The 26,936-nt window shown below is 52.4% G+C and carries 19 protein-coding genes; 1 reads left to right on the plus strand and 18 read right to left on the minus strand.

The features are described from left to right. Positions 1-118 precede the first annotated feature (118 nt). On the plus strand, positions 119-445 hold the full coding sequence (locus tag MKX74_RS21950; protein WP_341179837.1) for a hypothetical protein: 327 nt from the start codon (positions 119-121) through the stop codon (positions 443-445). 303 nt (positions 446-748) lie between these two features. Here the strand turns inward: MKX74_RS21950 and MKX74_RS21955 are convergent, their stop codons facing one another. From MKX74_RS21955 to MKX74_RS22040, 18 genes are all read right to left on the minus strand, one after another. Beyond that, positions 749-2,089: an LLM class flavin-dependent oxidoreductase gene (locus MKX74_RS21955; RefSeq protein ID WP_341179838.1), complete on the minus strand. Its 1,341-nt coding sequence runs from the start codon at positions 2,087-2,089 to the stop codon at positions 749-751. Then, positions 2,086-2,718 (minus strand): RraA family protein, encoded by a 633-nt coding sequence (locus MKX74_RS21960; protein WP_341179839.1) that lies wholly within the window; start codon positions 2,716-2,718, stop codon positions 2,086-2,088. Before MKX74_RS21960 ends, MKX74_RS21955 begins: the two co-directional genes overlap by 4 nt. Then, positions 2,705-4,744, minus strand: coding sequence for an IucA/IucC family protein (locus MKX74_RS21965; protein WP_341179840.1), 2,040 nt, complete (start codon positions 4,742-4,744; stop codon positions 2,705-2,707). Before MKX74_RS21965 ends, MKX74_RS21960 begins: the two co-directional genes overlap by 14 nt. After that, positions 4,734-6,566, minus strand: a complete 1,833-nt coding sequence (locus MKX74_RS21970) for an IucA/IucC family protein (protein WP_341179841.1) — start codon at positions 6,564-6,566, stop codon at positions 4,734-4,736. The genes MKX74_RS21965 and MKX74_RS21970 overlap by 11 nt, the downstream gene beginning before the upstream one ends. A gap of 221 nt (positions 6,567-6,787) precedes the next feature. Continuing rightward, positions 6,788-8,080 (minus strand): MFS transporter, encoded by a 1,293-nt coding sequence (locus tag MKX74_RS21975; RefSeq protein ID WP_341179842.1) that lies wholly within the window; start codon positions 8,078-8,080, stop codon positions 6,788-6,790. Positions 8,081-8,316: 236 nt separating this feature from the next. Further along, positions 8,317-10,131, minus strand: coding sequence for an IucA/IucC family protein (locus MKX74_RS21980; RefSeq protein WP_341179843.1), 1,815 nt, complete (start codon positions 10,129-10,131; stop codon positions 8,317-8,319). An 8-nt stretch (positions 10,132-10,139) separates the two neighbouring features. Beyond that, on the minus strand, positions 10,140-11,510 hold the full coding sequence (locus MKX74_RS21985; RefSeq protein ID WP_025680253.1) for a diaminobutyrate--2-oxoglutarate transaminase: 1,371 nt from the start codon (positions 11,508-11,510) through the stop codon (positions 10,140-10,142). 145 nt (positions 11,511-11,655) lie between these two features. Beyond that, positions 11,656-12,090 carry a response regulator transcription factor gene (locus tag MKX74_RS21990; RefSeq protein ID WP_341179844.1) on the minus strand — a complete coding sequence of 145 codons (435 nt, stop codon included), beginning with the start codon at positions 12,088-12,090 and terminating at the stop codon, positions 11,656-11,658. Positions 12,091-12,129: 39 nt separating this feature from the next. Next, a complete protein-coding gene (locus MKX74_RS21995) occupies positions 12,130-14,013 on the minus strand; it encodes a helix-turn-helix domain-containing protein (protein ID WP_341179845.1) in 1,884 nt (627 codons plus the stop codon). Between the two features lie 340 nt (positions 14,014-14,353). After that, complete coding sequence (locus tag MKX74_RS22000) at positions 14,354-15,433, minus strand: hypothetical protein (RefSeq protein WP_341179846.1); 1,080 nt, start codon at positions 15,431-15,433, stop codon at positions 14,354-14,356. Between the two features lie 185 nt (positions 15,434-15,618). Further along, positions 15,619-16,782, minus strand: coding sequence for a multiple monosaccharide ABC transporter permease (mmsB, locus tag MKX74_RS22005; RefSeq protein WP_341179847.1), 1,164 nt, complete (start codon positions 16,780-16,782; stop codon positions 15,619-15,621). Next, entirely contained in the window at positions 16,766-18,316 is a 1,551-nt protein-coding gene (mmsA, locus tag MKX74_RS22010) for a multiple monosaccharide ABC transporter ATP-binding protein (protein ID WP_341179848.1), read from the minus strand. Before mmsA ends, mmsB begins: the two co-directional genes overlap by 17 nt. A 35-nt stretch (positions 18,317-18,351) precedes the next feature. Then, positions 18,352-19,437 carry a multiple monosaccharide ABC transporter substrate-binding protein gene (chvE, locus tag MKX74_RS22015; protein WP_341179849.1) on the minus strand — a complete coding sequence of 362 codons (1,086 nt, stop codon included), beginning with the start codon at positions 19,435-19,437 and terminating at the stop codon, positions 18,352-18,354. A 476-nt stretch (positions 19,438-19,913) separates the two neighbouring features. Beyond that, positions 19,914-21,164 (minus strand): response regulator transcription factor, encoded by a 1,251-nt coding sequence (locus tag MKX74_RS22020; RefSeq protein WP_341180636.1) that lies wholly within the window; start codon positions 21,162-21,164, stop codon positions 19,914-19,916. 47 nt (positions 21,165-21,211) lie between these two features. Further along, positions 21,212-23,281: a sensor histidine kinase gene (locus tag MKX74_RS22025; protein WP_445667327.1), complete on the minus strand. Its 2,070-nt coding sequence runs from the start codon at positions 23,279-23,281 to the stop codon at positions 21,212-21,214. Positions 23,282-23,393: 112 nt separating this feature from the next. Then, positions 23,394-24,401, minus strand: a complete 1,008-nt coding sequence (locus MKX74_RS22030; protein WP_018885505.1) for a substrate-binding domain-containing protein — start codon at positions 24,399-24,401, stop codon at positions 23,394-23,396. A 321-nt stretch (positions 24,402-24,722) separates the two neighbouring features. Beyond that, complete coding sequence (locus MKX74_RS22035) at positions 24,723-25,715, minus strand: proline dehydrogenase family protein (protein ID WP_341179850.1); 993 nt, start codon at positions 25,713-25,715, stop codon at positions 24,723-24,725. Positions 25,716-26,099: 384 nt separating this feature from the next. Then, entirely contained in the window at positions 26,100-26,909 is an 810-nt protein-coding gene (locus MKX74_RS22040) for a helix-turn-helix transcriptional regulator (protein ID WP_341179851.1), read from the minus strand. Positions 26,910-26,936: the final 27 nt, after the last annotated feature.

Consider the following 26,936-nt stretch of genomic DNA (forward strand, 5'->3'; position numbering starts at 1 on the left):
CTTGGTGATTAGTAGCGCACCAGCTTCTTCAGGTACTTGGAGTATTGCCTTTCGGTCCTCTGAAAAAAGGTGTAAATTAAAATCATCAGAAGTATTTAATCTTGATAGGAGTTTAAAGATGGCCTATAGAATTGTTGGAGACTTAGAAAACAAATTGATCATCTACGGGTACAGGAAGCCCCTTGGTTCGCGCACTTATTTACCTTTTCTCCCTGAAGCTATCGCTAATGAATTTATAGATGCTAAAGTGATACTAGAGCGCGCCAGTAAAGAACAGGAGATCTATCAAATTTACTACTGGATTGAAGGAGATGGAGAATTCGTTTTGCGAATAATTGTCTCGTATTTCGATGATTCAATCACCATTCTTGCAGATGAAGCTAAAATTGCGGTACGAGCCTATAAGGTTCTTTGCGAAAGTTTGGAACGTTGGAAGTCACAGTGAAGCTAACGGGAAACATTAGCTCAATAAAATAGCGACAGTCAAGGACTTTATTTTCTCTTCCGTGACTGTCGCTGTCATTTTCTAAACTCAGTCTAAAACTTATTTTAGCGAGTCTGAAGGTATGACAATTCGAACAGGCTCCTGAAATAAAGTTACTCTCCTATACAATCGTTCTAAAAGTGTGTCTTGCGCTGATCTCTTCCTGATCCATGCCCCTTAACTGATAACCATACGCCCTCAGTAAGGAGGCGAGATTTGGGACCACGACTCACAATCTTCCCTGAGCAACAGCCGCAATATACCTCACACCAACTGCGTCGCAGGCAGTTCCGTCAGCCCCAAGTTCTCACGCAGTGTATTTCCACTATACTCTGTACGATAGATCCCGCGGTTCTGCAGCTCAGGAATCACCTTCGTCACAAAATCCTCTAGTCCCGTCGGCAATAATGGCGGCATCAGATTGAAGCCATCGGCCGCACCTGCCTCCAGCCAGCGCTGCATGGTATCGGCAATCTGGATCGGCGTACCTGCAACAGTAAAGTGCCCTCTTCCTCCTGCTGTTCGGATAATCAGCTCTCGGATCGACAGCTGCTCCTCACGTGCAAGATTGACATAGAGCTGGAAGCGCGCTTTCTGGCCCTGCACCTGCTCAAGCTGAGGTAAGCGCTCATAAGGAAGCGGTCCATCCAGCGGACAATCCGACAGATCTGTCTGCAGCAACGCTGACAAATTATAGAGCCCGTATTCGGAAGCGCTAAGTTCATTCAGCTCGCGTTCCTTCTCCTTCGCCTCTGCCTCGGTATCCCCCACAAAGGTAATCAGCCCCGGCAAAATCTTCAGCTGCTCAGGTCGGCGTCCCCATAGCTTCAGCCTGCCCTTCAAATCCGTATAGAAGGCTATCGCCGACTCCATCGAAGGCTGTGCCGTGAACACAAGCTCTGCCCACCGGGCCGCGAATGAGCGACCCGCTTCAGAAGATCCTGCCTGTACAAGCACTGGCACCCCCTGAGGAGATCGTGGCAGATTGAGCGGACCAGCCACCGATAGATGCTTACCCTCATAATCAGCGGCTTTGATCCGGTTCATATCCGCATATAGTCCAGCCTCCTGATCGATCAGCAGTGCATCTTCGGACCAGCCTGTCCACAGCTTAACGGCTGCCTCAACGAATTCATGGGCGCGATCGTAACGGAGCGAGTGATCGAGATGGTTCTGCTTACCAAAGTTACGAGCCGTCGCATCACCTGTTGAGGTCACGATATTCCAGGCTGTTCGCCCACCACTAATGTGATCCAGCGAGGCGAATTTGCGAGCGATATGGAAGGGCTCGTTGTACGTGGTCGACGCTGTCGCCGTCAGGCCAATCCGCTCGGTTACCGCTGATAGCCCAGCAAGCATGGTGAATGCCTCCAGCTGTGGAATGACGCGGTACTTCGTCATTTTGTTCAAACGGTATTTCTCTGCAATGAAGATGGAGTCCATCTTCGCCTGCTCAGCCATCCGGGCCAGTCGCTCATAATAGCGAAAGTCAGTTGCCAGTTGCGGACTAGCATCGGGATGACGCCAGCTTGCCTCATGATGTCCCGTGCTGAGCAAGAACAGATTCAGGTGAAGCTGACGTTTTCCTTGGTCGGTTGCCCTCATACTCCCTCTCCTCCTTCACCAATATGGCTGTACCCAAGCTTGTCACGGGTGCGTTGCTCACGCTGCTGCTTCTCCACAGCCTTCTGGCCCAGCTCCTCTGCTCGCGAGGGATCAATGGCGAATAGCCCGTCCTCATCTCCGATGATTAGATCACCAGGACTTATCGCTACACCCCCCACGCTGATGCAGGTGTTCACCTCTCCCTCCAGCTCCAGCGAGCGGGTGGTCAGTGCACTGATACCACGCGAAAATACTGGAAAACCAAGCTGTCTCAGCGCTGCTGCATCCGAGACGCATCCAGATACGACCGCTCCAGCTACTTGCTTGGCTATGGCTTTGTAGGCCCGGAATTCTCCCCAGCAAGCCCGATCCTCATCACCTGACATGTCGATGACGAGCACATCCCCGGGCTGAGCCATCTCCAGCGCCTCACGTAGCGCTGCAGAATCCAGGTGGGGTAGCCGTACTGTAAGGGCTGAGCCAAGCAAGCGGATCGGATGAAATAAGGGCCGTATCCCGCGAATATAACCGAAGTCGGTCAAATGTCCAATCGTAGAGGGCTGAATGGTGCGATATAGCTCTAGAAGCTCTGGCGCCAATGGCTTGGCATGAGGCTCAATACGCAACATAGGGCACCTCCTCTTCAGCTTGGACAGCACGCAGTGGATTCGGCATTTCGCCTTTGCCATATGGCATGCTGCCTGGTACCTTGGACGTCTGTGCGAGCAATGGTCGGACGATCTGCTTCCATGGCCACTTCTCAGTGGTGAACAGACAACTGGAGATAACCCCCTCCTGTTGTTCAGGCAGTGCCGCTCGCTCCATCGCCGTCTGTAGAGCCTGCTTAAGTTCTGACCACATTCGCTCCTCAGAGAGGCTGTAGGCGTTGGCTAAGCTATCCATGATGGAGAACAAATTCACCTGAATTCCAAGCATCTGGAAGAACGCAATAAGCTGCTGTGGCGAATCATGATAAAGAGAATTAGGCACGCCTGGACGCAGCAAATATTCGGGATCAGCCAGACCTGCTTCCTGCAGCCATGGCACATGGACGCGCAGCGCATCATGATCACGCAGCAGGAGTCCCGATACCTTTCCTTCATGGAGGACGAGGACTGCATTTTGCCCGTGCGCTTCCGGTACGAGACCGAAGCGTAGAAGGCGCAAGGACAGCTCGCCGAAGGTCTCGGCGACTTCCCGGAACAGCTCAAGTGCAGACTCCGCTGTATTTGGCAGTCCTCGTTCTTGCAGCCATTCGGCGAACAGCAATGCCTGACTGCTCTCCGCAGCCAGCGCTGACATCGGGACAAGCCGCTTCCTGTCATCGCTCATTATTTCTTCTGGATAGGTGCGAACCAGAGCAGAGAGATGACGGGGATTATCCGCGAACAGATCGTCATCCTCAGGTCTCAATGCCCACCAGCGCCCTTCCTCGCATAAATACAGCTGTGCGCTCAGGACCGGATCAAGCTCTCGGGCTTGTCGCAGCAAGCTCTCGGCACGGACGCCATTCATCATCTTGATCGCGGATAGATAACGCAGGCCACCCAGTGAACGAATACCCAGTGGCAGCTTCACATGCCGTGGTGATGCTTCCAGGCTCATTAATGAGCGTACAGAGGAAGTAGCATAATAGGTGCCTGCCTCTATATCCAGCGAGACACAAGCGCCGTTCTCCAGCTCTGGGTACAGACGGCTAGGCAGCATATGCTCCATCTGCCATGGATGCACAGGCAAGGCTGCGTGCGTATCCTTCAGCCCACGGCGGGTTAACTCCTCCGTCAGCTTCTGCTGCTCTGCTACCGAGAGCAACAGTTCATGCGGCAGCACGCTCACAGCATCCGCTCCACTCAGCAGGCGATCCCGTTGCACGGCGATCCAGCGCAGCTTGATCGGCTCCGCCGCCTCCGCCGTATAGCTCCCACATTCCTCCTGACCCCAGCCGAGCTTCGCCTTTGCTACCGGATGAAATGGACGGTCCCGCCATGCGGCATAACGCTCCAGCGAGAGCAGAGCATGCTCCGGCGGTAGTGATAGCTGGGCCGAATATGATTGACGACGCTCCAGCGACCACGAGATCTGCCTAACTGTCTGCTGCAGCATGTCGATGAAAACGTCAGTACCTTCAGGCTGTATTCCGGCTGCTTCCCCGTGACTGTCAGCGACTAAGCGCATAAGCTCTGACGGAGATAGAAGTCGGGCTCTTCCTTTAGAATTACTCCCTACTACCACGGCTCCCGGGATACAACGCCAGCGCTGTACCACGGAAGGACGAAGGGCGAAGAAGACCATCGTTCTGTCTTTGGACGAACGCCACAGGCCTAGCATCGTTTCAGATGTTTCTGGGTCCATGCTCTGTTCTGTCCCAGATCCTACAGTAGCTCTGTCGGTACTTGTTTCGTCTCCTGCTCTGGCACCTTCTATAGCCATTTCTGTAGCACCAACTTTGACACCTGCTCGCTTAGCAGTGAGCGCTGCTTGGATTCGATATAGCTCCCAGACGGAATCGAACATTTCATCTGCTTCAGCGAGCGCATCACAGGCTGCTGGTGTGAGCATGATTAGCCCATTTAACAATTCTTCAGCCAGCAACGTGTTCAGCAGATCCTCCATGACACGTCGTAGTGCTTCCTCTTCAACCAACTTATTCGGCATGAACGCCCACTCCTTTCACAGCACGAAATGCATGAAGCGGATTAGGCACCCACCTCGGATCGACCTGCGTATCAGGCCACAGACGGCGGCGGGCCAACTGCTCAATGCGAATGCTATCCGAGAATAGATCATATAGCTCATACTGAGCTGCGAACTCAGGGTGGCTCTGCTGATATTGATGGATAATTCCGGCTACACGCTCCCAGAAGGACTCCTCTGCGATGCCATGACGCTCATGCAAGAAGAGGGCAAGGTCACCCAGACAGACGAAAAAGAATGCGCTGTGCAGAAAATCCCGAACAGCATCCGGGTCATCCGTCTGCATATACGAATGGCGATTCTGAGCCAGATGAGCCGCAGGCTCAGGATGCAGCTCTGGACAGAGCTGTGGCTGTGGCAGCAAGCGCCGGGAATACCGAACGCCATCATGAAAATCGCGTAGCGCGATACGCACGGGGCGTCCGTCCCGATGCAGCAGGAGAATATTTTGCGCGTGTGACTCCAGCCCCACTCCATGCGCATACAGTAGATGAATAAGCGGTGTAACGGATGCCTCAAGTAGCTCGCCAAGCCATTGATCTGCCCCATATCGGGCTATCCACTCCCCTACAAGGTCTGCCTGCTCTCCTTCCGGGTGTGACAACGCGGCAAAAGGAAGCACCTGCTCGCCATCCCGCACAACAGCTCCCACACCGCGCCTCATAATGGCGCCCAGCGCACCATAAGCCCGCTCACGCACCGAGGGCGACAGCTCCTGCGTATCAAAGGCTATACCGGCATACTCATCCAATAGCGCGAACTCCGGCTTGTTCGGTGTACGGTCCATCGCCACCAGATCATGCAGCCAATCCGACACCAAGGCAGCATTCAGCACCGTGTGTCGTGCCAGCATGCGGCGAGTCGACGTGTTTACAATACCGAGTGCCAGCTTCAGTGTTGCTTTGCTGCGATCGCTTGCATTTTCCAGACTGCGAATGGACTGTTGCGCCCGATAGTCATCCTCTGCATTACCTAATGGCAGTACGATACCTTCCGCTATTTCACGGTGCAGTGCAGGCACCACTACATGCTCCCATTGCCAAGGATGCACGGGCAGGAACAGGTAATCTATTGGATCATAGCCGCTATGGAGAATCACGGCGCGAAAATCCGCCAGAACCCTCTCCCCAAGCTCCTCCTGCAGCCACTCCTCCTCCTTCATACCACGACGTAGCGACAGCTGCGCATAGGAACGTGAGACAGCTACCCATACCGGCTTCAGTAGCTCACCGAACTCCGGTCCGTATTGACGGTTGTCACTGGCATCAAATCCAACACGGGATTTGAAGCAAGGATGGTACGGATGACCATCGAGCTCTCCCTCCGCATGATCACGCTGTCGCTGTGCCCCCTCTTCTACACGCCAGGCGCGGGATTCTGCGTCATGTAGCAACGTGCGTGACAGCTCCTCCTGTAAACGAAGCAGCAACTCCCCCTGCTGATATTGACCCAGTACTTCATCCACAAAAAGCGCAAGTCGTGCAGGAGATGACTCTCCGTCTGGCCCGATCCGTTCCAGCGATTCACGATCAAGACGAATCCGCTCAAAGCTGAGCTTACGGCGGCAGACACAACGGTAATGAACGACCTCTCCAGACGCTGAACGTCCAGCCAGCTCCACCATTCGGCTCTCGCCTGCCTGTGGCAGGCCTTCCTTAGGCAAAGCAATTTCCTCGTACAGCACAGCTTCAAGCAATTGTCCCAGCACGCGTCGCTCTGCCGCCTCGTAGTGCTGAGAGCGAATCGCTAGGCTGCGCGGGTCGATTTCTTTCCAAAGTTTCATGTGTTTGCTCACCTCTTTTAATTTCATTTATACGTTGTTTTACGAATTCATCAAATGATCACTCACACCTTGGACTATACTCACACCTTACTATCACTTATACCTTACTATCACTTATATCTTGGATCAGGTCGATGTACTGACCACCACTGGATTGCCAGCCGTGAGACACACCCGTGAGGACGTCCAGCAAGATAACGTCTCTCCGTCGATAGTGCTGTCTATAGCTCCCGTTTTTCCGATTGGATCATGCTTGTATCCGATGCAGCTTCACCCGACAGGGAATCTGTATTCGTGACCCCCTCCCGCCGCTCTGCTGTCCACATCCAAACGAAGTTGGCCGCGAGCAGCACCGCCGAGCCTATAAATATATAACGCAAGCCAAAAGCCGCAGCCATCCAGCCCAATCCGATCGAGCCGAGCAGACCTCCTGCCATTTGCGCGCAGTTGAGATAGCTGAAGGAACGGCTCTCCATCCCAGACGGAGCATAACGTCTTACAAGCACATTCAGTGATGGGCCAAGTCCACCAAGACAGGCGCCACTGAAAAAACGAAGAGCAATCAGCTGCCACAGCTGCTGTGCGAAGGCCTGAGGAACCATGAGCACGACGGCGCCGAACAGCGCTCCATTCAGCACTCGCCGCTGTCCATAATGATCGCCGAGTCTGCCCAGTTGTGGTGCCGATAGCATATTGGCTACACCCATTGCGGCTGCAGTAAATCCTGCGAGCAGTGCGATATTATCGCTGCCAGGCGCCAGCATTTGTACATACAATGGAATGAACGGCAAGGTACCTACCATAGCCGCCCGCTGCAAGAAGGCCGAGACTAGCAATGTGGGCATGGCGCGACGGGACATGATTTCCTTAAAATCCCCTCGCAATCCCGTCGTCTGCATCTGGCTCGTTGTCTCCTCCCGATGCTCATGTACACCGAACAGAACAACCAGCGAAGCAGCGAATATCCCTATCCCGATGTATAGAAATACAGGTGCGAAGCCGAATTGATCCGCCAGTGCTCCTCCCAATAGCGGACCACATATCGTGCCGCCAACCGAACTGGAGTGCAGGACGCCAAGCGCATAGCCGCTTCTTTCCTTGGGAGCATTCTTCGCGATCAGCGCTACTGCAGCTGGACTGAAGCCAGAGAGCATACCATTTACCAAACGCAACAGGAAGAGCTCCAGCGGACCGTTCACCACGCTCATCAGCGTGATCGTCAGCGCCATGCCAAAGCCGGAGCGCAGCAGCATCGGCTTGCGTCCATAGCGGTCAGCCAGTCTTCCCCAGAAGGGACCAAGGACAAAGGCACTGAGCAGATTCGCACCGTAGATCGCTCCCGACCAGAGCATCACTTCTGATTGTCCATGCACGCCCAACTCCTGCAGATACAGGGGCAGAAACGGTGTCACACAACTGACGGAGGCCATAGCTAGGAACTGGCCGATGCACAGGATGTATAGACTACGCTTCCAAGCTTCCATCTTGGCCCGTCTTCCTTTCATTGCATTCATTGTTGGTGTGGAACATGCTGTGATGTCTGAAGCCTATCCATTCAGTTCTCACAGTCTCGTTGCTCACGGTAAGATGATCATACTCCACATTGTCTTCCATGCTGTTTTCCACCTTGATCTTCTATGCTGCCCTTCATGGTACTCTTCACGTTGCTTTTTATGTTACCTTTCATGCACCATTCTCTGTTAATGCTATTACATTCTTCGTTGCTCCTATTACACTCTTCGTTGCCCCATCACTTTCTCCGTTGCTCACCTAAAATGCTGTTACCGCGCGAACCCCTTTCGGGTGAAAGACAGCTCTCTCGTATTGGATTCGGAATTCCCAAGTACGACGGCGTATCTCCCTTATCCGCCAGGCAACTGGAAAAGTTGGCCTTCGCCGGCAACGTATCCGTATTCAGTAGCTCTTCCACATACGGACGCAGTCGCACACTCGCACGCTCCCGCTCCTCTAGCAGCAGACTACGCACGACAGCCCAGCCTTCACCCTCTGGTCGCTCCTGCCATAGAGCTAGAGCATGGATCAGCGAACCGAGGTGGTTCACAAAAAAGTAGTATTTGGTGCGATGCCAAGCCTCTGCCGGGGCGTATAACAGTGGGCTATCCTCCGCTATAGAGCCACCGATCCATTCCAGCTTGCGGGCGAGCTCATGATCTACACTCATCCCTTCCAGATCGCGGATGTAAAAGCAGCTAGGCCAGCCGTCCTTCAGCGACAACAGCGAATTCTGTGCATGCGCCTCAAAGCTGATGCCGAAGCGATCCCAGACACGCAGCAACGGCAGCATAGACAACCGCAGATAGCATTCCAGCCATGCCTTCATATCGGGTATGGGCAGATTCCCTCCATTTTGCGCACGATCTGATATGGCCTGGGCTAGCTTGGGTGTATGCTCACCCGGCCAGCTCTCCAGCACCGAAGCCAGCACGAACGTGGACGTTCGATCCACCTCCATCGGTCGGATGAGTACGGTGAAGGCCGGATCCGGCTGATCCTGACCTTGCGCTACAAGGCCGATGAACCCCGTCTCTGGAAGTAAGCCAGGTAGCTCCTGGACCAGTTCATGCCCCAAAAACGCAGTCAAGGATGCCGCATCCATGGTACGAGCCGTCTGCTCTGGCGTATTGACACGAATCAAATTCGTAATGCGCACCTCCAGTGGCAGCTTCCAGCCATTCCGACTGGAAGGCTCCCAGACGGTTCGTACGGATGAGGTAGGGTATACCCTCGGGCCTAATGGCCCCAGTGGAATAAGCTCTTCACGCTGTATCAATTCCCGCACCCAAGGGCGCTCCAGCATGCGATGGGCCTGCCACGGGTGCATGGGCAAGGGTTTGTACAGCTTGTCTGCCTCGCTACTCAGACGCTCCGACAATGCCTGCCGGAACTGCGCATATACCTCCGCTGGAAAGGCGCGGCTTTCTTCCCCCTGCAGCCACTGCTCCTGCAGTCTGGAAGCATGAACCGCGAAATAATATAGGACAAAGTCCGCACCGCGCTCTGGACTGTAGCGATCCTGCTCGGATTCGCTCATGCCTTCGGCACTTTTGGGATATGGATGGAATGGGTGGCCTGCAAATACACTTTGCTCTGAGGCAATGTAATCCAGCCTGTTCAGGTTCTTGTCATCCGCCCCGGCATCCACCCACTGCTCCAAATGCCCCCGTAGTTGAGAGACGCTACGGTGTATGCGCTCCAACACCGCTGTCGTGTTCAGACGAGCCTCCGAGTCGAAGCGGAGTGCCAGCTCCGTAACCAGCGTCTCGGCCAACTCTTCGAAGCTGATCTGCCCAGTATAGCCGCCACGTTCCAATAACCAGCCTTCCTCGAACAAATGCTGTCCGGTCAGTGAGGCATAACGGATCGTGACGCGCAATTTTGCGCTATTCGCCAGCAGCAAGCTTAGTGATACGGCTGAGCCCTGCTGTGCCGCAGCTTCAAGCTCGGCGACTGACTCTATCACGTCTTCGTTTTCCCGCAGGAAAGCATTAAGCAGCGAACGAGCGGTCATACTCTCGGCCATCCCCTGTGCCGTCGTCACTGTCATCCGTTCTGTCAGCATGACAGAGCCTTGCGGGCTGCCCGCACCGATTCGCAGAACCGATCAGCGATATCGTCCAGTTGCTCCTCCGTCACGATGAGCGGTGGCAGAAAACGCATGACTGCGGAATGCCGACCTCCGACCTCCAAAATAAGTCCACGTCTCAGGCATTCCTGCTGGATTTGCGCTGCTAACCGCGGAGCTGCAGGTATATGGCCCAGATGATCCGGCTTACCATGCTCATCGACGATCTCTACCCCGATCATCAAGCCTAGCCCGCGTACATCCCCGATGCAAGGCTCCTGCTCCGCCAACTGGCGTAGTCTTCCTTGCAGGCGCTCACCCAGTTGACGAGCCCGCTCAGGCAGCTCTTGCTCTTTGATATAGCGAAGTGCTGCGAGTCCGGCTGCCATGGCTAGCTGATTGCCACGGAAAGTACCAATATGCGCACCTGGCCGCCACACATCGTAGCGTTCATGATAGACGACAACGGAGAGTGGCAGACTGCCTCCAATCGCTTTTGACAGCACGATGGCATCTGGCTCAATCCCGGCATGTTCAAAGGCAAATAGCTTTCCGGTACGTCCAAATCCCGTCTGAACCTCATCCACAATGAGGGGAATTTGTTGCTCTTGGGTAATACGCCGCAGCCCCTTCAGCCATTCAGCTGGAGCTGGTATCGAGCCTCCCTCACCCTGAACAGGCTCAACAATCATCGCCGCTGGCTTCACGATCCCGCTCTCTGGATCACGCAGCACATTCTCGATATAACGGAGACCCAGTCGCTGTGTCTCATCGCCTCCAACACCAAAAGGACAACGATAAGCATACGGATACGGCAGGAAATGAACATCTGGCATCTGGCCTGATATTTGCTCCTTCTGCCCCAGCGTACCGCTGATGCTCATCGTCGCATGGGTCGAGCCATGATAGCCTCCATGGAACGCCAGCACGCTTCGTCTGCCAGTCGCCGTCTTCATCAGCTTGATTGAGGCCTCAACGGCATCGCCGCCGGTTGGGCCACAGAACTGAATACGGGCATGACGGGCAAAGGACGGAGGCAAGCTCGCGAATAACTCGTCAATAAAGCTCTCCTTAAGCGGAGTTGTAAGATCAAGCGTATGCAGAGGAATTTTCTGATCGAACACATTCCTCATCGCTTCAATCACCACCGGATGATTATGCCCAAGCGCCAAGGTTCCTGCGCCGGCTAAGCAGTCGTAATAGACCTTACCGTCCATATCCTTGATATGGACTCCCTCCGCTTCGGCAATCACGATCGGAAGGCGTCTAGGATAGGAGCGGGCCGAAGATTCACGCTCCTGCTGGCTTTGTAGATAACGGCTGTTGGCAGATGCTTCTGTTGCCGCTGTAGCTGGATGCATACGGGTTCACTCCTTGGATACGATTTATGCCCTACCGCTAATGATAATCATTATCAGTAAGTTGCCTAAATCATACCATTTTTGGAGTCAAACTGAATATTATCCAGCAGGATTATATTCATACTCTTATCGTGTTAATTTGGGGTTAGTCTTGCGTTCTACTGTGGCTTTTTAGCTTCTCTGCCAGCAGAAAGACGAAATCTCCTCCTGTCTGCTCGATACAGAGCGTTTTCTTAATATTCTGAATATGCTTTTTAACGGTATTAACGCTAATATATAATTCCTCCGCAATTCTACGAATACTGTAGTGGCGGCACAGCAGCTCAGCAATCTCAAGCTGCCTCCCGCTCAGCACCACAGACTCCACCGGCCCTGTCGACTGTGGGTTACGTGTAGTCGTAGCTACGGGGAGGGCCTCCTGATCAACCGCCTCATACTCCATTTTGACCTGAATACAATCGCGGATGTTCATCTGGATCACCCAATTCATAATGATGCTGTGCAGCTCAGCCAGCTCCTCGCGCTCCCGTTCATTACCCGCGCTGGAGGCGACCGTTAGACTCAGTTTAGTAACAGGCATAGGTCCCTCACCATCCGAATTGGAATATTTACTTTTTAATTACAAATTATGAATACGAAAATTAGAAGTAATGGGCGGCAGCAATGTCTCTTCAATCTCATCAACGACCCTGTTCATCGCCAGTGGCCCGTAATAACCAGTCCATAATGCAGTGTGAAAATGACGCACTCGTCCACTCCGAACAGCACTCATACTACTCCACAAAGGATGCTGCTCATATAGCTGAGTCTGCTCCTGATTCAAATTATCTGTCAGCACAAATAACCGATCCGCCTGCAACTCTGGCAACGTCTCTAACGGAATTAAGGAGCTAGTCCCGGCCTGCTTCACTGCGAGCGCTGGCGGAGCAAGGCCAAGATCCTCATACAACAGGCGCGCAGTTCGATGCCGCTCCGTATGTAGTCGTATGCTGCCATCACGTGGTCGAATCAATGCCACCGTCTGTTCATGACCAGCTTCTATTCTGCGACGCAGTCGATCCAGCTTGGTATTGAAGCCATCTAGGATCTCAAGAGCCTGATGCTGTCGACCTACCAACTCGCCAAATCTAAGCAGGGTGACACGCCAATCCTCATTGCGATCAAACATTACTGTCGGCGCTATGCCGAGCAGCTCCCCATAACAGTGCTCCTGAAATGACGTACAGACAATAAGATCAGGCTGTAGCTCGCCCAAGGCTTGCAGATCAGGCTGCTCCTTCGTTCCGAGGTGGTACATGCTTCCCATGAACTGCTTCAGAGGTAAAGGAAGTCCATCCGTTACAATACTGCAAGCCACACTACCTACCGGACAGACACCAAGGGATAGCAGTTGATCTGAATATTGATAATCAAGCACTACGATTCGCTCGGGCTTGCGTTCAAGCTCCAATATTCCTCTCATATGAGGCATGCGAATCCTGTCGTCCACGTAGGCCAGTCCTCCGGTACACATCAGGGTTAGTGACAATAGGGCACGGAAGGATTGCGTGGCGCTCACCCTTTGATGATAACTATCGAATTTGGCAGGGACAATGACCGTTTGCGACGATGAACTTGGAGAAATACGACAATTATCGCAATTTACTCCTGTCATAAATGGATTGGCTGTATGTGTCTGTCTATAGCCTCTTGGAGACTGTCCGATCTTTTTCTTGAACAACCGACTGAAATAGTAGCTATCTGGATACCCGACCTCTTCTGCAATTTGTGCAACGGGCTGCCCGCTTTGCTCCAACAGTCGCTTTGCACGCTCCATACGAATGCCAATTAAATGCTCCATCGGCCCATGTCCGAAGCGAGTCTTGAAGCCTCTTTGCAATTGACGCGGGCTTGTAAGTAATCGCTCAGCCAAGGAGGACAGCGTTATAGGCTCGTTGTAGCAAGCCTCCATATGCCAGAGAGCGGAAGCGATCATATCCTGCTCCTCTGTCTTGTCAGCGGCTCCCTCCAGCCGCTCCAGCTCTGTTAGCAGCAGCTGCACGAAGGCATAGAAGCGTTGCTTCGCCTCCAGACGCGCCAGCGGGTCCTCCTGATGCCATAATCTGTCCATATCGGACGCTATGCTTCTATACATGGCAGTGGACCCGGGAGGACCGCCATAACAAGAGCCAAAACTATCCACAGCCAGCTCCGGCTCAAGCAGCCCGCTCGGTAATTGCTGTGGAAGAGAGGCTTTGTACAATATCAGGACGTATTCCAGCCCGTTCGACACCTGACTGATATGAAGGCGTGTTCCTTTCCCGACATGAACGACAGGTGAGCCCTCAGAGCTGCAAATTACATCGCCAGCCTCAATTCGAGCCATCCCTGCCCCTGATATGAGGAATAGCTCTGCAGGTGCAACATAATCCAGCTCTTCTCCCAGCTGCAGCTGGCTATGTCGAATATCGACAATATCAATGGAAGCGCAAGTCCATAACAGCATTTGATCGCGTGTCACCATTCGTGCTCCAACCCCCCGTTTCCAGAATTTATGTTAGTTCTATTATAGTTTCACTGAGAATCATTATCAAATATCGTTTCAGAAGTATCGAATTCAACAGAATTGAATCTAGAAGCATTGAATTCATTCGAGCCTAGATCTGCGTTCCTACCAGCAAGACTCTTCAAATATAACTAAGCTATAACGATAGCAAAAGCAGGATAACAGTAACAATATATATTCAGCAAAATAAATAGACCTCATAGATCCGTTATCACGTCTCTGAGGTCTATCGCAGTAGCGCAAGTATTTTAAAAGATAATTATAAAGAAGATGATTATATACGTCGTCTCTTTAACCGTCACAAAGGTGACATATAACGACCATAAGTAACGTCCAGTTCCGCAAATTGGTTCTGCTCCCGTGACAGGAACGTGACGGACTCACCTTCTGCTCCCATCCATTGCACACCTAGCATGAATCCTTGCGGTGTGCGAGCAGCCCACAGGAATGAGAACATCTCTGGCAGGACCTCCCCACCATCGTCCACTCGCCAAGCTGAATAGCCCTCAAGCTGCGCAGGATAATCCTGCACGATCAGTCCATCCTTGCTGTCAAGCACAAGGCTGGCCAGCAGTTCTTGGCCTTTCGGCTCGAATTGGACCAGGTACAGCTTACCCTGTGAGTCAATCTGCTCTAAGGGCCAGATATGTTGAATCTGACGCTTCCGGGTATTCTCCAGACGGCTGACGAGCGCAGCGGGTGTCTGCTCTTCACGTATAGAGGTCATGTCCAGTTGAGCAGCTTCAGGCATGTCTTGCTCCATTGTCAGAAAATAGGTCTCATTGGGCTCTGCCTTCCCCTCGACAACCTCGTAGAGACTGCCAGGCAGGTGATCAAAATTCTGGGCCGTCTGGCGGCCATTATCCGCCTCATTCCGCTCCTGTACACTCATATATCGAACAGCGAGGCGCTGGCCATGGTAGCCTACAGCGAGATTGTATCTCTGACTCGGTACCTTGCCCTCGTTTGGCGAATCAACTAACAATCTGCTGCCTGACGGATCTGCGAAGCCTAAGGAGCCCTCGGTCAATAGTAGGGAAGGATTGAGAACTGCAAGAGGTTCCGCAGACGACACCGATGATGAAGATGATATTGATGACGATGATGTCGATGACACCGCTGATGAGGAGCCTTGACTCGAATGGCTTGCCGTTGGTGTTGTGGATGCTGAAGCACCTTCGCTGTCTAGCGTATGCTCACTCCCCGCCCCCAAGCCGCTGTCCGTCTTAGCTTCACCTTGGGTGTTCACCCCCTCTTGCGTCTGTGCCGGGACTGGCTGTTCCCGATCTGCAGCTGAATTTTGCATCCCCGTACAAGCCGCCAGCAGCAGGCTCATCGTAATCCAGACCGGCACAAGTCTCCCAATGCTCCCTCTCATCCCTATCGCCCCTGTTCGCTGTAAAGTCAGCATTTTGCATACATTCAGGCCCAAAATACAGCTCAAGCGTCCAGTTGAAGATACCTGGATACGATGTATACACAATGCTCGAAGTGCCTTATCTCCCTCACTTTACATCAGGTTATGAATAGCGGCAATAGATCGTAAATGGTTGATGTTGGTGTCTAAGCAGCGCGCTTATTTTTATTGTAGATATCGAATGCTACAGCCAGTAGAAGTACCAGACCTTTAATACCTTGCTGCCAATCAATACCGAGGCCGATGAGCGACATACCATTGTTCAGCACGCCCATAACCAAGCCCCCGATGATTGCACCATAGACCGTTCCGATCCCCCCGGAAGCCGAAGCCCCCCCAATGAAGCAGGCTGCAATAGCATCCAGCTCAAAGTTCGTTCCTGCCCGTGGCGTAGCAGCATTCAGACGCGCGGCAAAAATCAGGCCGGAGATCGCAGCCATCACACCCATATTGACGAACACCCAGAACGTGACCTTTTTCGTCTTGACCCCGGACAGCTCAGCCGCTTTCTCATTTCCTCCCAGTGCATACACATGTCGTCCGATGACCGTACGATTCATGATAAAGGAATAGGCAATAATCAGCGCGAACAACAGAACCAGAATATTCGGAATGCCCGCATAGCTCGCCAGCATGAAGGTGAACACATTCGTTATGATCGTTACCGCAGCCAGCTTCAGGAGGAATAGACTATTAGCCCCCGCCTCAAATCCATATTTTAATTGCGCACGGCGAGCACGCATTTCACTCAGAATGTACCAGACACTCAGTGCAACACCCACTACCACCGATATGATACTAACCCCCGAAAAAGCAACGTCCGGCAGGAAACCTGAGCTCAGCTTCTGGAATCCACCAGGGAAAGGGGAGATGGACTGCCCATCCAGCACAATCATGGTTAGACCACGGAAGAGCAGCATACCAGCCAGCGTCACGATAAAGGCCGGAATCCCTACATACGCCACCCAGAAGCCTTGCCAGGCACCGATTAGGCCACCAACCAATATGGCAGCAATAACAGCTATCCATGTCGGCAGCTGCCAGTCTACCATCATGATCGCAGCTACCGCACCCACAAATGCAGCAACCGAACCGACCGACAAATCAATGTGCCCTGTTATAATGACCAGCACCATGCCAATGGCAAGCACCAGAATATAGCTATTTTGCAAAATCAGATTCGTAATATTGATCGGCTTGAGCAATAGCCCGCCCGTTAACACCTGGAACAGCAGCATGATGACCACCAATGCAAATATCATACCGTATTGCCGTACATTTCCCTTGAACAATCTAGCCAACATGGTCATGCTTCCCGCCTCCTGACTTGGTCATATATCTCATAAGCACTTCCTGCGATGCTTCCTCACGGCTCACTTCTCCGGTCATTCGTCCTGCGTTCATAACATAGATGCGATCGCATAGCCCGAGAATCTCGGGTAGCTCGGAGGAAATGACCAGCACAGCCTTTCCTTCAGCAGCCAGTCGATGAATGATGGTATAGATCTCATACTTGGCACCTACATCAATACCGCGCGTCGGCTCATCCAGCATGAGAATGTCAGGCTCCGCAAATATCCATTTTCCCAGCACCACCTTCTGCTGATTGCCACCGCTTAGATTGCCGGTCTTCTGCAAAATGCTTGGTGCCTTGATATTCATGCTGCGCTTCATCTCCTCAGCCACCAGCACTTCCTCATGCTCGTTCACCACGGTGTTCTGACTAAGCTTGGGCAAGCCAGTCAGCGAGATGTTGCGCTTGATGTCATCCATCAGAATCAGACCGTAGGCTTTGCGATCCTCGGTAACATAAGCGAATCCATTCTCAATAGCCTCCGTCACGGTCCGGTTGCGAATGATGCGGCCCTCCTTGATGAGCTGCCCGGAGATTCCACGCCCGTAGGATCTGCCGAAGATGCTCATGGCCAGCTCCGTCCGACCTGCTCCCATCAGTCCGGCGATCCCGACAATCTCCCCGCGCCGTAGCTGCAGATTGACCCCCTCCAGCACTTTGCGATCGGCATGATGCTCATGGTAGACTGTCCAGTCCTTCACCTCCAGAATGACCTCACCAATCTCGGCGTGTCGCTCTGGATAGCGGCTGGTCAGATCTCTACCGACCATACCGCTAATGATCCGGTCCTCTGTGACCACGTCCTTCTTCATGTCCAGTGTCTCAATGGTGTGGCCGTCACGCAGGATGGTCACGGAGTCTGCCACTTTGGATATCTCATTCAGCTTATGGGAGATGATGATGCAGGAAATGCCCTGTCGCTTCAGCTCCAGCATCAATTGCAGCAGATTCTCGCTATCGTTCTCATTCAAGGCTGCCGTTGGCTCATCCAGAATGAGCAACTTGACCTTTTTGGATAAGGCCTTGGCAATCTCGACGAGCTGCTGCTTCCCTACACCGATACTGGATACCAGCGTGTCTGGCCGTTCATGCAGTCCAACCTTGGCCAGAAGCTGCTGCGTGCCCGCATAAGTGGCGTTCCAGTCGATCACTCCTTTACTGGCTCGTTCATTGCCCAAATAAATATTTTCCGCAATCGACAGCTCCGGAATTAATGCGAGCTCTTGATGGATAATAACGATCCCCAGCTCCTCGCTTTGCCGGATATCCTTGAACTCGCAAGTCTGTCCTTGAAAACGAATCTCCCCTTCATAAGAGCCGTGGGGATACACTCCGCTAAGCACCTTCATCAAGGTCGATTTTCCTGCTCCATTCTCCCCACACAAAGCGTGAATCTCTCCCTCGCGAATCCGTAGATTCACGTCCTCCAGCGCCTTGACGCCCGGGAAAGCTTTGGTGATGCCAATCATCTCCAGAATGATTCCAGCCATGGACCTGCTCCTTTCCAGCTCGTGTCTTCTGCTTGTTACTTGAGACCAATCTCCTCGCGAGTGTAATATCCGCTGCCTACAATATCCTTCTCCACATTGCTCTGATCGACAGAAATAGGGTCCAGCAGATAAGCCGGGACTACCTCTATTCCGTTGTTATAAGACTCTGTGTCGTTCACTTCCGCCTGTTGACCTTGTAAGATGCTGTTAGCCATCTCTACCGTCTTCTCCGCCAATTTACGTGTATCCTTGAATACCGTTTGCGTCTGCTCCCCGGCTACAATGGATTTGATCGAGGAGAGCTCGGCATCCTGCCCAGTGATGATCGGCAAGGGCTTGGCACTGCTACCGTAGCCGACACCCTTCAATGAGGATATAATTCCGATACTAATTCCATCATACGGTGACAGCACAGCGTCCACCCGTTCTGTCGAGTAGTAGGCGCTCAGCAGATTATCCATCCGGGATTGAGCCAACGCACCATCCCAACGCAGCGTGGCAATCTGGGCCATCGTGGTCTGTTGACTACGAACGACGAGCTTGCCCTCATCAATGTAGGGCTGCAGTACAGACATGGCCCCGTCAAAGAAGAAATAGGCGTTGTTATCGTCCGGTGACCCGCCAAACAACTCAATGTTGAACGGTCCTTTACCCTCCTTAAGCCCCAGGTGCTGCTCGATATACGAGGCCTGTTGCACGCCTACCTTAAAATTGTCAAACGTTGCGTAGTAAGTCAGATAAGGTGTATTGCGAATCAGACGATCATAGGAAATCACCTGAATTCCCTGATCATGTGCCTTCTGAATTACATCTGTCAGTGTGTTGCCGTCCACCGAAGCGATGACCATGACATCAACGCCCTTGGTAATCATGTTCTCGATCTGCGAAATTTGATTCTCAACGACATCCTCAGCGTATTGCAGGTCCGTCTTATAACCTTGCTCCTGAAAGAGACGGACCATATTCTCTCCATCAGCTACCCAGCGTGCAGAGGATTTGGTCGGCATAGATATGCCCACGTAGCCCTTCTCTCTGCTGCCCGGCCCGCTCTCTGCCAGATTGCAGGCGGATAGCAGCAGGGTCATGGCCAGTAGCCACAGCATTACAGCTCCTTTGTTCATCGCGAAGTCCCCTTTCCTATTGAATCGCCAACCCATTCGTTCCGAATTGTGCTTGCCGCTACTTGATGTCGGATGTTTAGTGGCACAATGGATAACGCTTTCAAAATGTAATATCGGTGCGTCACCTGCATGGATATGGTATCACTTGGGAATAAGCAGGGTCTTTATGATGAATGAACCTTTTTTATAAAATTTTAACTTTTGTCTCCTTGGACTCGGCTTATCATCAAAATTAGTGAACGGCTGCCTCTAAAAAAACACAAAAGACCTCACCTGCTCCAGAGAACGGATGAAGTCATTTTGTTTCTACTATGCCTTGATTAGATGGGATCATATGAGAGTATAGAGCCGCTGCAAGCAGGGAGCCCTGTCGACCGCTATTAAGCTTGCCGTTCTTTCGAACGAAATAGAAAAGTGGATGAGCAGCAAGCTTAATGGCTGCCAATGTCGTTTCTCTAGGGGTTCCCCGCTTTGCGCTAGGTAGCCGTGCCCCCACCTCGGCGGTACTGGGCCGGAGAGACGCCCATAATCTTCTTGAATGCCGTGCTGAAATAATGCTGGCTGTCATATCCAGTCTGCTCTGCGATCGCATGAATGGGCAGCAGGGTGGAATCCAGCAGCTGCACGGCCTTGCGAATTCGGGTACGCGTGACAAGTGTGACGAAGTTATCGTTCAGCTCCTTCTTGAGCACACGACTGAGATACACGGGCGACACCTGCAGGCTGGCTGCCAGCGAATCCAGCGTAAGCTCGCGCTGGGCATAGCGCTCCCGGATGAGCTGACGTGCACGGCGGACCAAGGGAGACACCTGGGCCTCATACTGCAATTGCTCGCGGCAGTTCCGATACGCTGCTCGAAGTCCCTCCAGTCCATCTTCATTCTTCTCCTGGCAGCAATGTACAGCGATATTCAGGAAGCTGCCAATCTTCTGTTCAATCTCCGCTTCCAGACCTTCAGGCGCAAGCTGCCACAGACACATACCAATCAGTCCTCCGCGCGTCTGGAACAACACATGCGGGAGCTCCGTCAGCAGCTCCCCCATAATATTCTCGGCACCGAATCGAAGTAGCTGTCGTTCAGACTCCTGCATAATGCTCTGCGACTCCCCTCCTGGCCAGCGTACAAGTCCAATCTGTACCGGAAGATGGGGCGGCAGGCTCAGGAAGGCGAGCTGCTCCAGCACCTCGGGCTCTCCCATGCTCCCCTCCAGCCACTCCAGGCAGCTGCGACGCCGGAGCAAGGGAATATGTCGCTCCAATTGGATGGCCGTCTGCTCCACATAGGCGCTCCGTGCAAGCTCCTCATCCATTCGCTGTCGCAGACCGGATAGTGTCTCATATAATTGCCTGTCGTCTACTGGCTTGAGCAGATAATCCTGTACACCGAGACGAACAGCCTCCTGGGCATAGGCGAATTCATCATGACCGGATATAATCAGGCAGCGACAATCCGGGCATTCTTCCTGTAAGCGACGGATCAGCTCAATCCCGTTCAGGAAAGGCATGTTCAAATCGACCAGCATAATATGAATATCCAGCTCTCGAGCAAGCTCCAGCGCTTCCTCACCATCCTCTGCTTCACCGACTACGTCCATCCCTAGCTCAGACCATGGGATAGCCTCTCGTATACCTTCACGAATAATAGGCTCATCATCAGCGATCAGCACTCTGTAGGAAGCAGTAGGTGGACTCATGCCTATGCTACGGGCTTTTTCCAGCGGCCACATCATAGGTTCTCTATGACCATCTCCGTTTGTGTTAGTCACAACTTCGCTCAATCCAATCCCTCGCTTTCCGTCCGCTCAGCCTGAGGTGTTGGCATATCAGGCAAAAGTGGATGAATGATGGTTACGCAGGTTCCTTTCCCTTCCACACTATCTACTGTGATTCCATATGTGTCACCAAACGACAGGCGCAGGCGAGCCTGCACATTCAGCATACCGTAGCTTCTTCCTGTCCAAGTGGGGTCCTGTCTTCGCTCGTGCGTATCCAGCTTCTCCACAGGGGATGCCAGTAGCTCTCTGATTTCCTGCAAGCGCTGCGCTGACATGCCTGCCCCATTATCGCTCACTGTGAGCCTGAGGCTGTCTGTATCTGCGGAGGCTTCAATGCGAATCAGGCCGGGTCCACGCCGGGCCTTGATCCCATGATAAATCGCATTTTCCACGATGGGTTGAAGCAGCAGCTTCAGCAGGTACAATCGCGCAAGCTCTGGTGGCACGACCAGCTCATAGCGCAGCCGATCTCTGTATCTCATTTGTTGAATATGCAGGTAGCTGGAGACGTGTTCGGTCTCCGCCTGCAGTGGAATATAATCATCGCCTTTACTGAGTCCGATGCGGAACAGACGCGAGAGTGCTCCTACCATGACAGACACATCTGCAGCTCCCTGCTTACGTGCCATCCAGTGAATCGTATCCAGCGTATTATATAGAAAATGTGGCTTGATATGCTCTTGCAGACTGCGCAGCTCGGCTTCCCGTTTTTGACGTTCACGCACCTTGTTCAGCTGCATTAGCTGTTGAAGTTGCTCTACCATGCGGTTATAGCTCCTGCCGAGCATGCCCACCTCATCCGCTCGCTCCGTCCATTTCCCCTTGCTTAGATCTCCCTTCTCTGCTCTACGCATATAAGACATCAATTGCAGGATAGGCTGGGCAATCGACCGGGATAACCATAAGGACGCCGTCAAGCCGAACAGACAGACGATGAACACAAAGCTGACAATATAAAATTGAATCTGGCGCACCTCCTGTACCGATTCATCGGCAGGAAATACACCTACCGTCTGCCAGCCTGTAAATGAAGAGGCCTGATACATGAACAGCATCTCCCTGCCTTCTGTCTCCCGAGTAAATATGCCTCCGCTCTCACCGCTATGGAACCATTCTGGAGGAATATGCTTGATAGGCGACAGCTCCGGCATATAGATGCTTCTCCCCTCTGCATCCGTCACCATGACGTAGCCGGATTTGCCAAGGGTTATATTTCTCGCTGCCTGTGAGATGCTTCGTTGCTTGAGATCAATCAGGATAACACCCAGCACCTGGCCTGAGGCCGGATCTGTCACCGAGCGAACGATCGACACCAGCTCATTGTTCTGATAGCGGGCATGGCTTGTCAGGTTACGCTGATCAGGCTGGCCCAGCACCGTGAAAATACCGGGGTTCTGCTTTGCCTTGACGTACCAATCCTCCAGCAGCAGACTGCGATCATATCTGGGATACATATCATTGCTAATATAATCTCCTTGCTGATTGACGAGTAGAATGCCTGCAATCTCGGGATAGAGTGTCGTAAAGCCCTGCAGGTATTGCTTCATGCTGTACAGCTGATCCTGGCTCCGGGCCGATGATGCGCCCGTAGCCGACAACGGAGCCTTCGGTAAGTGCTGCTGCCATGCTGGCTGCGATTCAGATTTCGGAGAATCTGAATCCGTTGCTGAAGATGAGACTGAAGATGAAGGTGAGACCGCTGTTGAAGGTGAGACCGTTGCCAGCGCCGAAGCTATAACAGCTGAATCCCCAGACCTTGAATCTGGTGTGCCTGCAGTCTGTGCGGACTGTCCGGTATAGCCATCCGCTGCCGTCTGTCCTGACATGAAGGCCATGACCTCTGGCTGGAAGCCGATCAGATAGGTCATGTTCTGTAGGTTCTCCATCTGACTGTCCAGTGCCTCATTCACCTTCCCGATCAGCTGTAGTGTATGGCTCTCCACCTGCCGCTCTACGATCCGTTCGACCGTCCAGTTCACCAGAGCTCCCAATCCGACCGATGGGACAATAGCGAATAACAGAAAGAGCAGGATCAACTGATAGCGCAGAGGCATATTCCGCAGCTGCATGTGGGTAAGAAGCTCTCGAAGTCGTGGATGCTGGTCATGGTCCTCTCGTATCTCAGCTGACTGTTGCTCGTGGCTGCCCCGTATCTCAGTCTGTAGCTGCTGACGTTGATGTTTATTTTGCATAAAAATCATCCACATTCTGGCGGGTCACGAGTGATATCCCTGTGTCTACCGTTACAGGCAGTGGAGCCGTGGGAGCTGTCGGAGAAGGTGCCGGAACGGTCAGGCCGTGCTGCAAATGGAACAAATATTGAAGGGACCAGTACCCCATATTCCAGGTTCCTTGGGCTACTGTCGCCGAGATCGTCCCATCCTTGATCATGTCCAGCGTCGCTTTGTTTGTATCAAATGCAATAACCGTCAGCGATCTGTCAGCAGCAGCGTTCCGAACTGCCTCCCCTACCCCCGCTGCCCCAGTCGCTTCTGTCACAAAGATGCCCGTCAGTCGGGGATGCTCCGTCATCAATCGAAGAGCCTCGCTGTTCGATACCTTCGCATCACCTTCCCCATCCGCAACCTCGACGACCTGTATAGCAGGATATTGCGTTTGGATCTGCTGCATGAACCCGCGAGTCCGCTCCATATGATTTTGTTGACCAGGGAGTGTCAAGACGGCCACCTCTCCTGTACCATCCAGCCATTCAGCCATCTGGTCTGCTGCGGTGATACCGGCTTGATAATTGTCTGTTCCCAGAAAAGAATACGCCCGGCTGCCCGGTGCCCCGGCATCGAACAGTACGACAGGAATTCCAGCATCAATAGCTTTGTTGATCGCCGGAACGACAGAGGTCGGATCAATAGCCGAGATGGCGATCCCAGCCGGCTTGCGCGCTATGACTTGCTCAATCACCGTAGTCTGCTCCTGCACGTCATAACGAGTGGCTCCGCGATATTCAGCCGTCACTCCGAGCGCATCGGCTGCATCCTCAAACCCTTTTAGCGCTCCCTTCCAATACTCCAGCCCAGACTGGAACGTTATCATGACATAGCTTTCCGTCAATGTTCCCTGCAGCGCATGCTCCTCCCAGGTTCCCTGTGTCCGGCTCGCATATTCGTATCGGAACACATAGAGCGCAAACAGGCCAATCAGCACCACATAGATCAGAAGTGTTTTTTTCACATCATCCACGTCCTAGATCAATAGTTATGTTCCATATTATATATGGAATTGTAAACGGTATCACAACAAAAAGAAACCGTTACCCCATAGTAACGGTTGATCCATCTGCATAGCTCGGAGCTGCTTTTATTTGGCTTTTTTTGGATTTTCTTGGTGGCTTTTCTTCGTGAGTTTTTATCCGTGAGCTTTTCTTAGTAAGCTTTTCTCGTTGTGCTTGTTTTGATTTATTTATTTAATTTACTTTTTCCAATTTGCTTATGGTGCTTGTTGTGCTTGATATACTTGTTGTACTTGTTTGGTATATTGCATTGTCTGCTTTTTTTATCGGGCAGGCAATTCACCATAAGATGCTATAGCGTCTATCGGTTCCTCCTGAATCATGTGAATGACGGCGCGGTACAGATTGGGCGGGTACTCGGCAATGCGATGGCACAAATATAGATACCACTCCTGTCCATAGGTCAGATAGATACGAACAGGATGTCCAGCGGCTTGGAGGCGAGCACTGAGCTCCGGTTCAATGCCGTACAGCATCTCGAACTCCACCCCCGGTCTGTCCAACAAGCCCTTCTGCAGGATTACTTCTATTAATGCTTCATCATGAGTTGCAATGGATACCTGATGGCCTTGAGTCACAACGTGGGTCAACAGCTCCAGGTAACGCTCATTCAAAGCTTGTGACCGTGGAAGACAGATTTCTTCATCCTCCTGATAAGCCCCCTTGACGATACGTACTCTGGCTTGAGCTGGAAGCTTCGCCGTGACATCCTCCCAGGTACGATGTAAATGAGCCTGTAGCGTGATGCCGATATTCAAGTGTAGGGCCACAGCCTGCTCATATACCTGTAAGATCCGGTCTGTCTTGGCGGATTCCTCCATGCTGATGAATAGCTCAATACCCAGCGGCTTGGCCTGAGCTGCCAGTTGTAGCAAATATGCTAGCGCCAGCTCTGTATCCAGCAGCAGTCCGATATGCGACAGGTCAAAGGAAACACGACCTGAACGCCTGGACGCCCCCAGTTCAGCTATGAGATCAGACAGCTCCTGCGCAGCTAGCTCACATTCCTTCTCGCTTGTCGTATTTTCTCCAATATACTCAAGCGATACGGCGTAGCCAAGCTGCTCTAGTCTAGCTGCTGCAATCATGGCTTCATGACGCTGCTCGCCCGTGACATATTGCGCCGCCGCTCGACGCACCAGCCGATTCATCTGTTCATTTTGCTCCAGATAAGCCTTGATATCCTGACGACGAGCAATAGATTTGAGTGCTTCTGCTAGCTGCTTATCTAGCTCTGTAAGTTGTAGTTGATTCATTCTTCCAGCTCCTTTTCGTAAGGCAGCTTTTCGAGACTGAGCCACTGCTACAAATGCCAATAACCTCAAGTGACTGTAACGCTTCATTAAGGGGCTGCAAGAATGCGGCACTGCATTGGCAAAAAAGTGGAGACTCTGCGCGAAAAGCCTTCTGAGTATCCTAACTGTACAGGAGAGGGTGACCAAAATATTGTACAAAATTGCTCCGAATATTGCGCCAAAATATTGCTTCAATGATATGACTCCAGAATATTACTCGATATGAATTTTTACGAGGTAAGAAGCATCTTGTTGACAGCAGAAGACGAATTGCATTGATGATAATTTCAATATAGTCGATGATAATTTGAATCTAGATAGAGAAGCTTCTATTTCGATAAGTACCTATACGGATAGACTGTACTGGCGCGGCGTGACTCCGACGATTCTGGTGAACATCCGTGTAAAGTGACTCTGGTCATAAAAGCCTGCCTCAATCGCTATATCCGATAGTGATCGACGTGCACGAGCCAGCTCGACTTTGGCAAAATTGATGCGCAGCACGTTCTGATAAGCATGAGGAGGCAAGTGGCTCCACTGCTTGAACAGACGAATGAGATGGAACCTGCTGATGCCTGCCTGTTGCTCTAGCTCCTCCAAGGTAATTCGCTTCATAAAATGCTCGTTCAGATACTCATGAATCCGTCGAATGTATTGATGATCTCCCTTGCTGCGATACGCGTGGCGCAGATCATCCGGCTCCGCACCTGTAATGACTTGTAATAGGTCAATGAGGGCTGTCTCCGTCTCCAGTGGTCCCCTGTGCTCCCGCAGCGCAGTCATCACATGCTCGATCAGGACAGCACACTTTTGATTTTTGGCATCTGCGAGCAAATACGGGATATGCACACGCTCCAGCTCCCGCGGCTCCAGCTGCTTTAGCCACTCTGGTTGAATGAAGAGCATACTGTATTGCCAGCCCAGCTCCGGCTCTGGCTGACAGGCATGCAGCATCTGCGGCGGGAAGCTAATGACTCTCCCGGCGTCCACATGTAGCAATTGACCATCACACCACGCGCGAGTACGTCCCTGATGGATCAGACCTATGGAGTATTCCTCGTGAAAATGCTTATGGTAAGCCAGATCATCGGCAAGGCAATGCTTGGCCTCCAGAAACGGAGTCTCCGCATCCCGATAAAAGTTAACTCTGGACATGCTCTTCTCTCCTTTCCCTACTGTTCG

Source organism: Paenibacillus sp. FSL K6-1230 (genome assembly GCF_038002385.1).
Taxonomy (GTDB): Bacteria; Bacillota; Bacilli; order Paenibacillales; family Paenibacillaceae; genus Paenibacillus; species Paenibacillus massiliensis.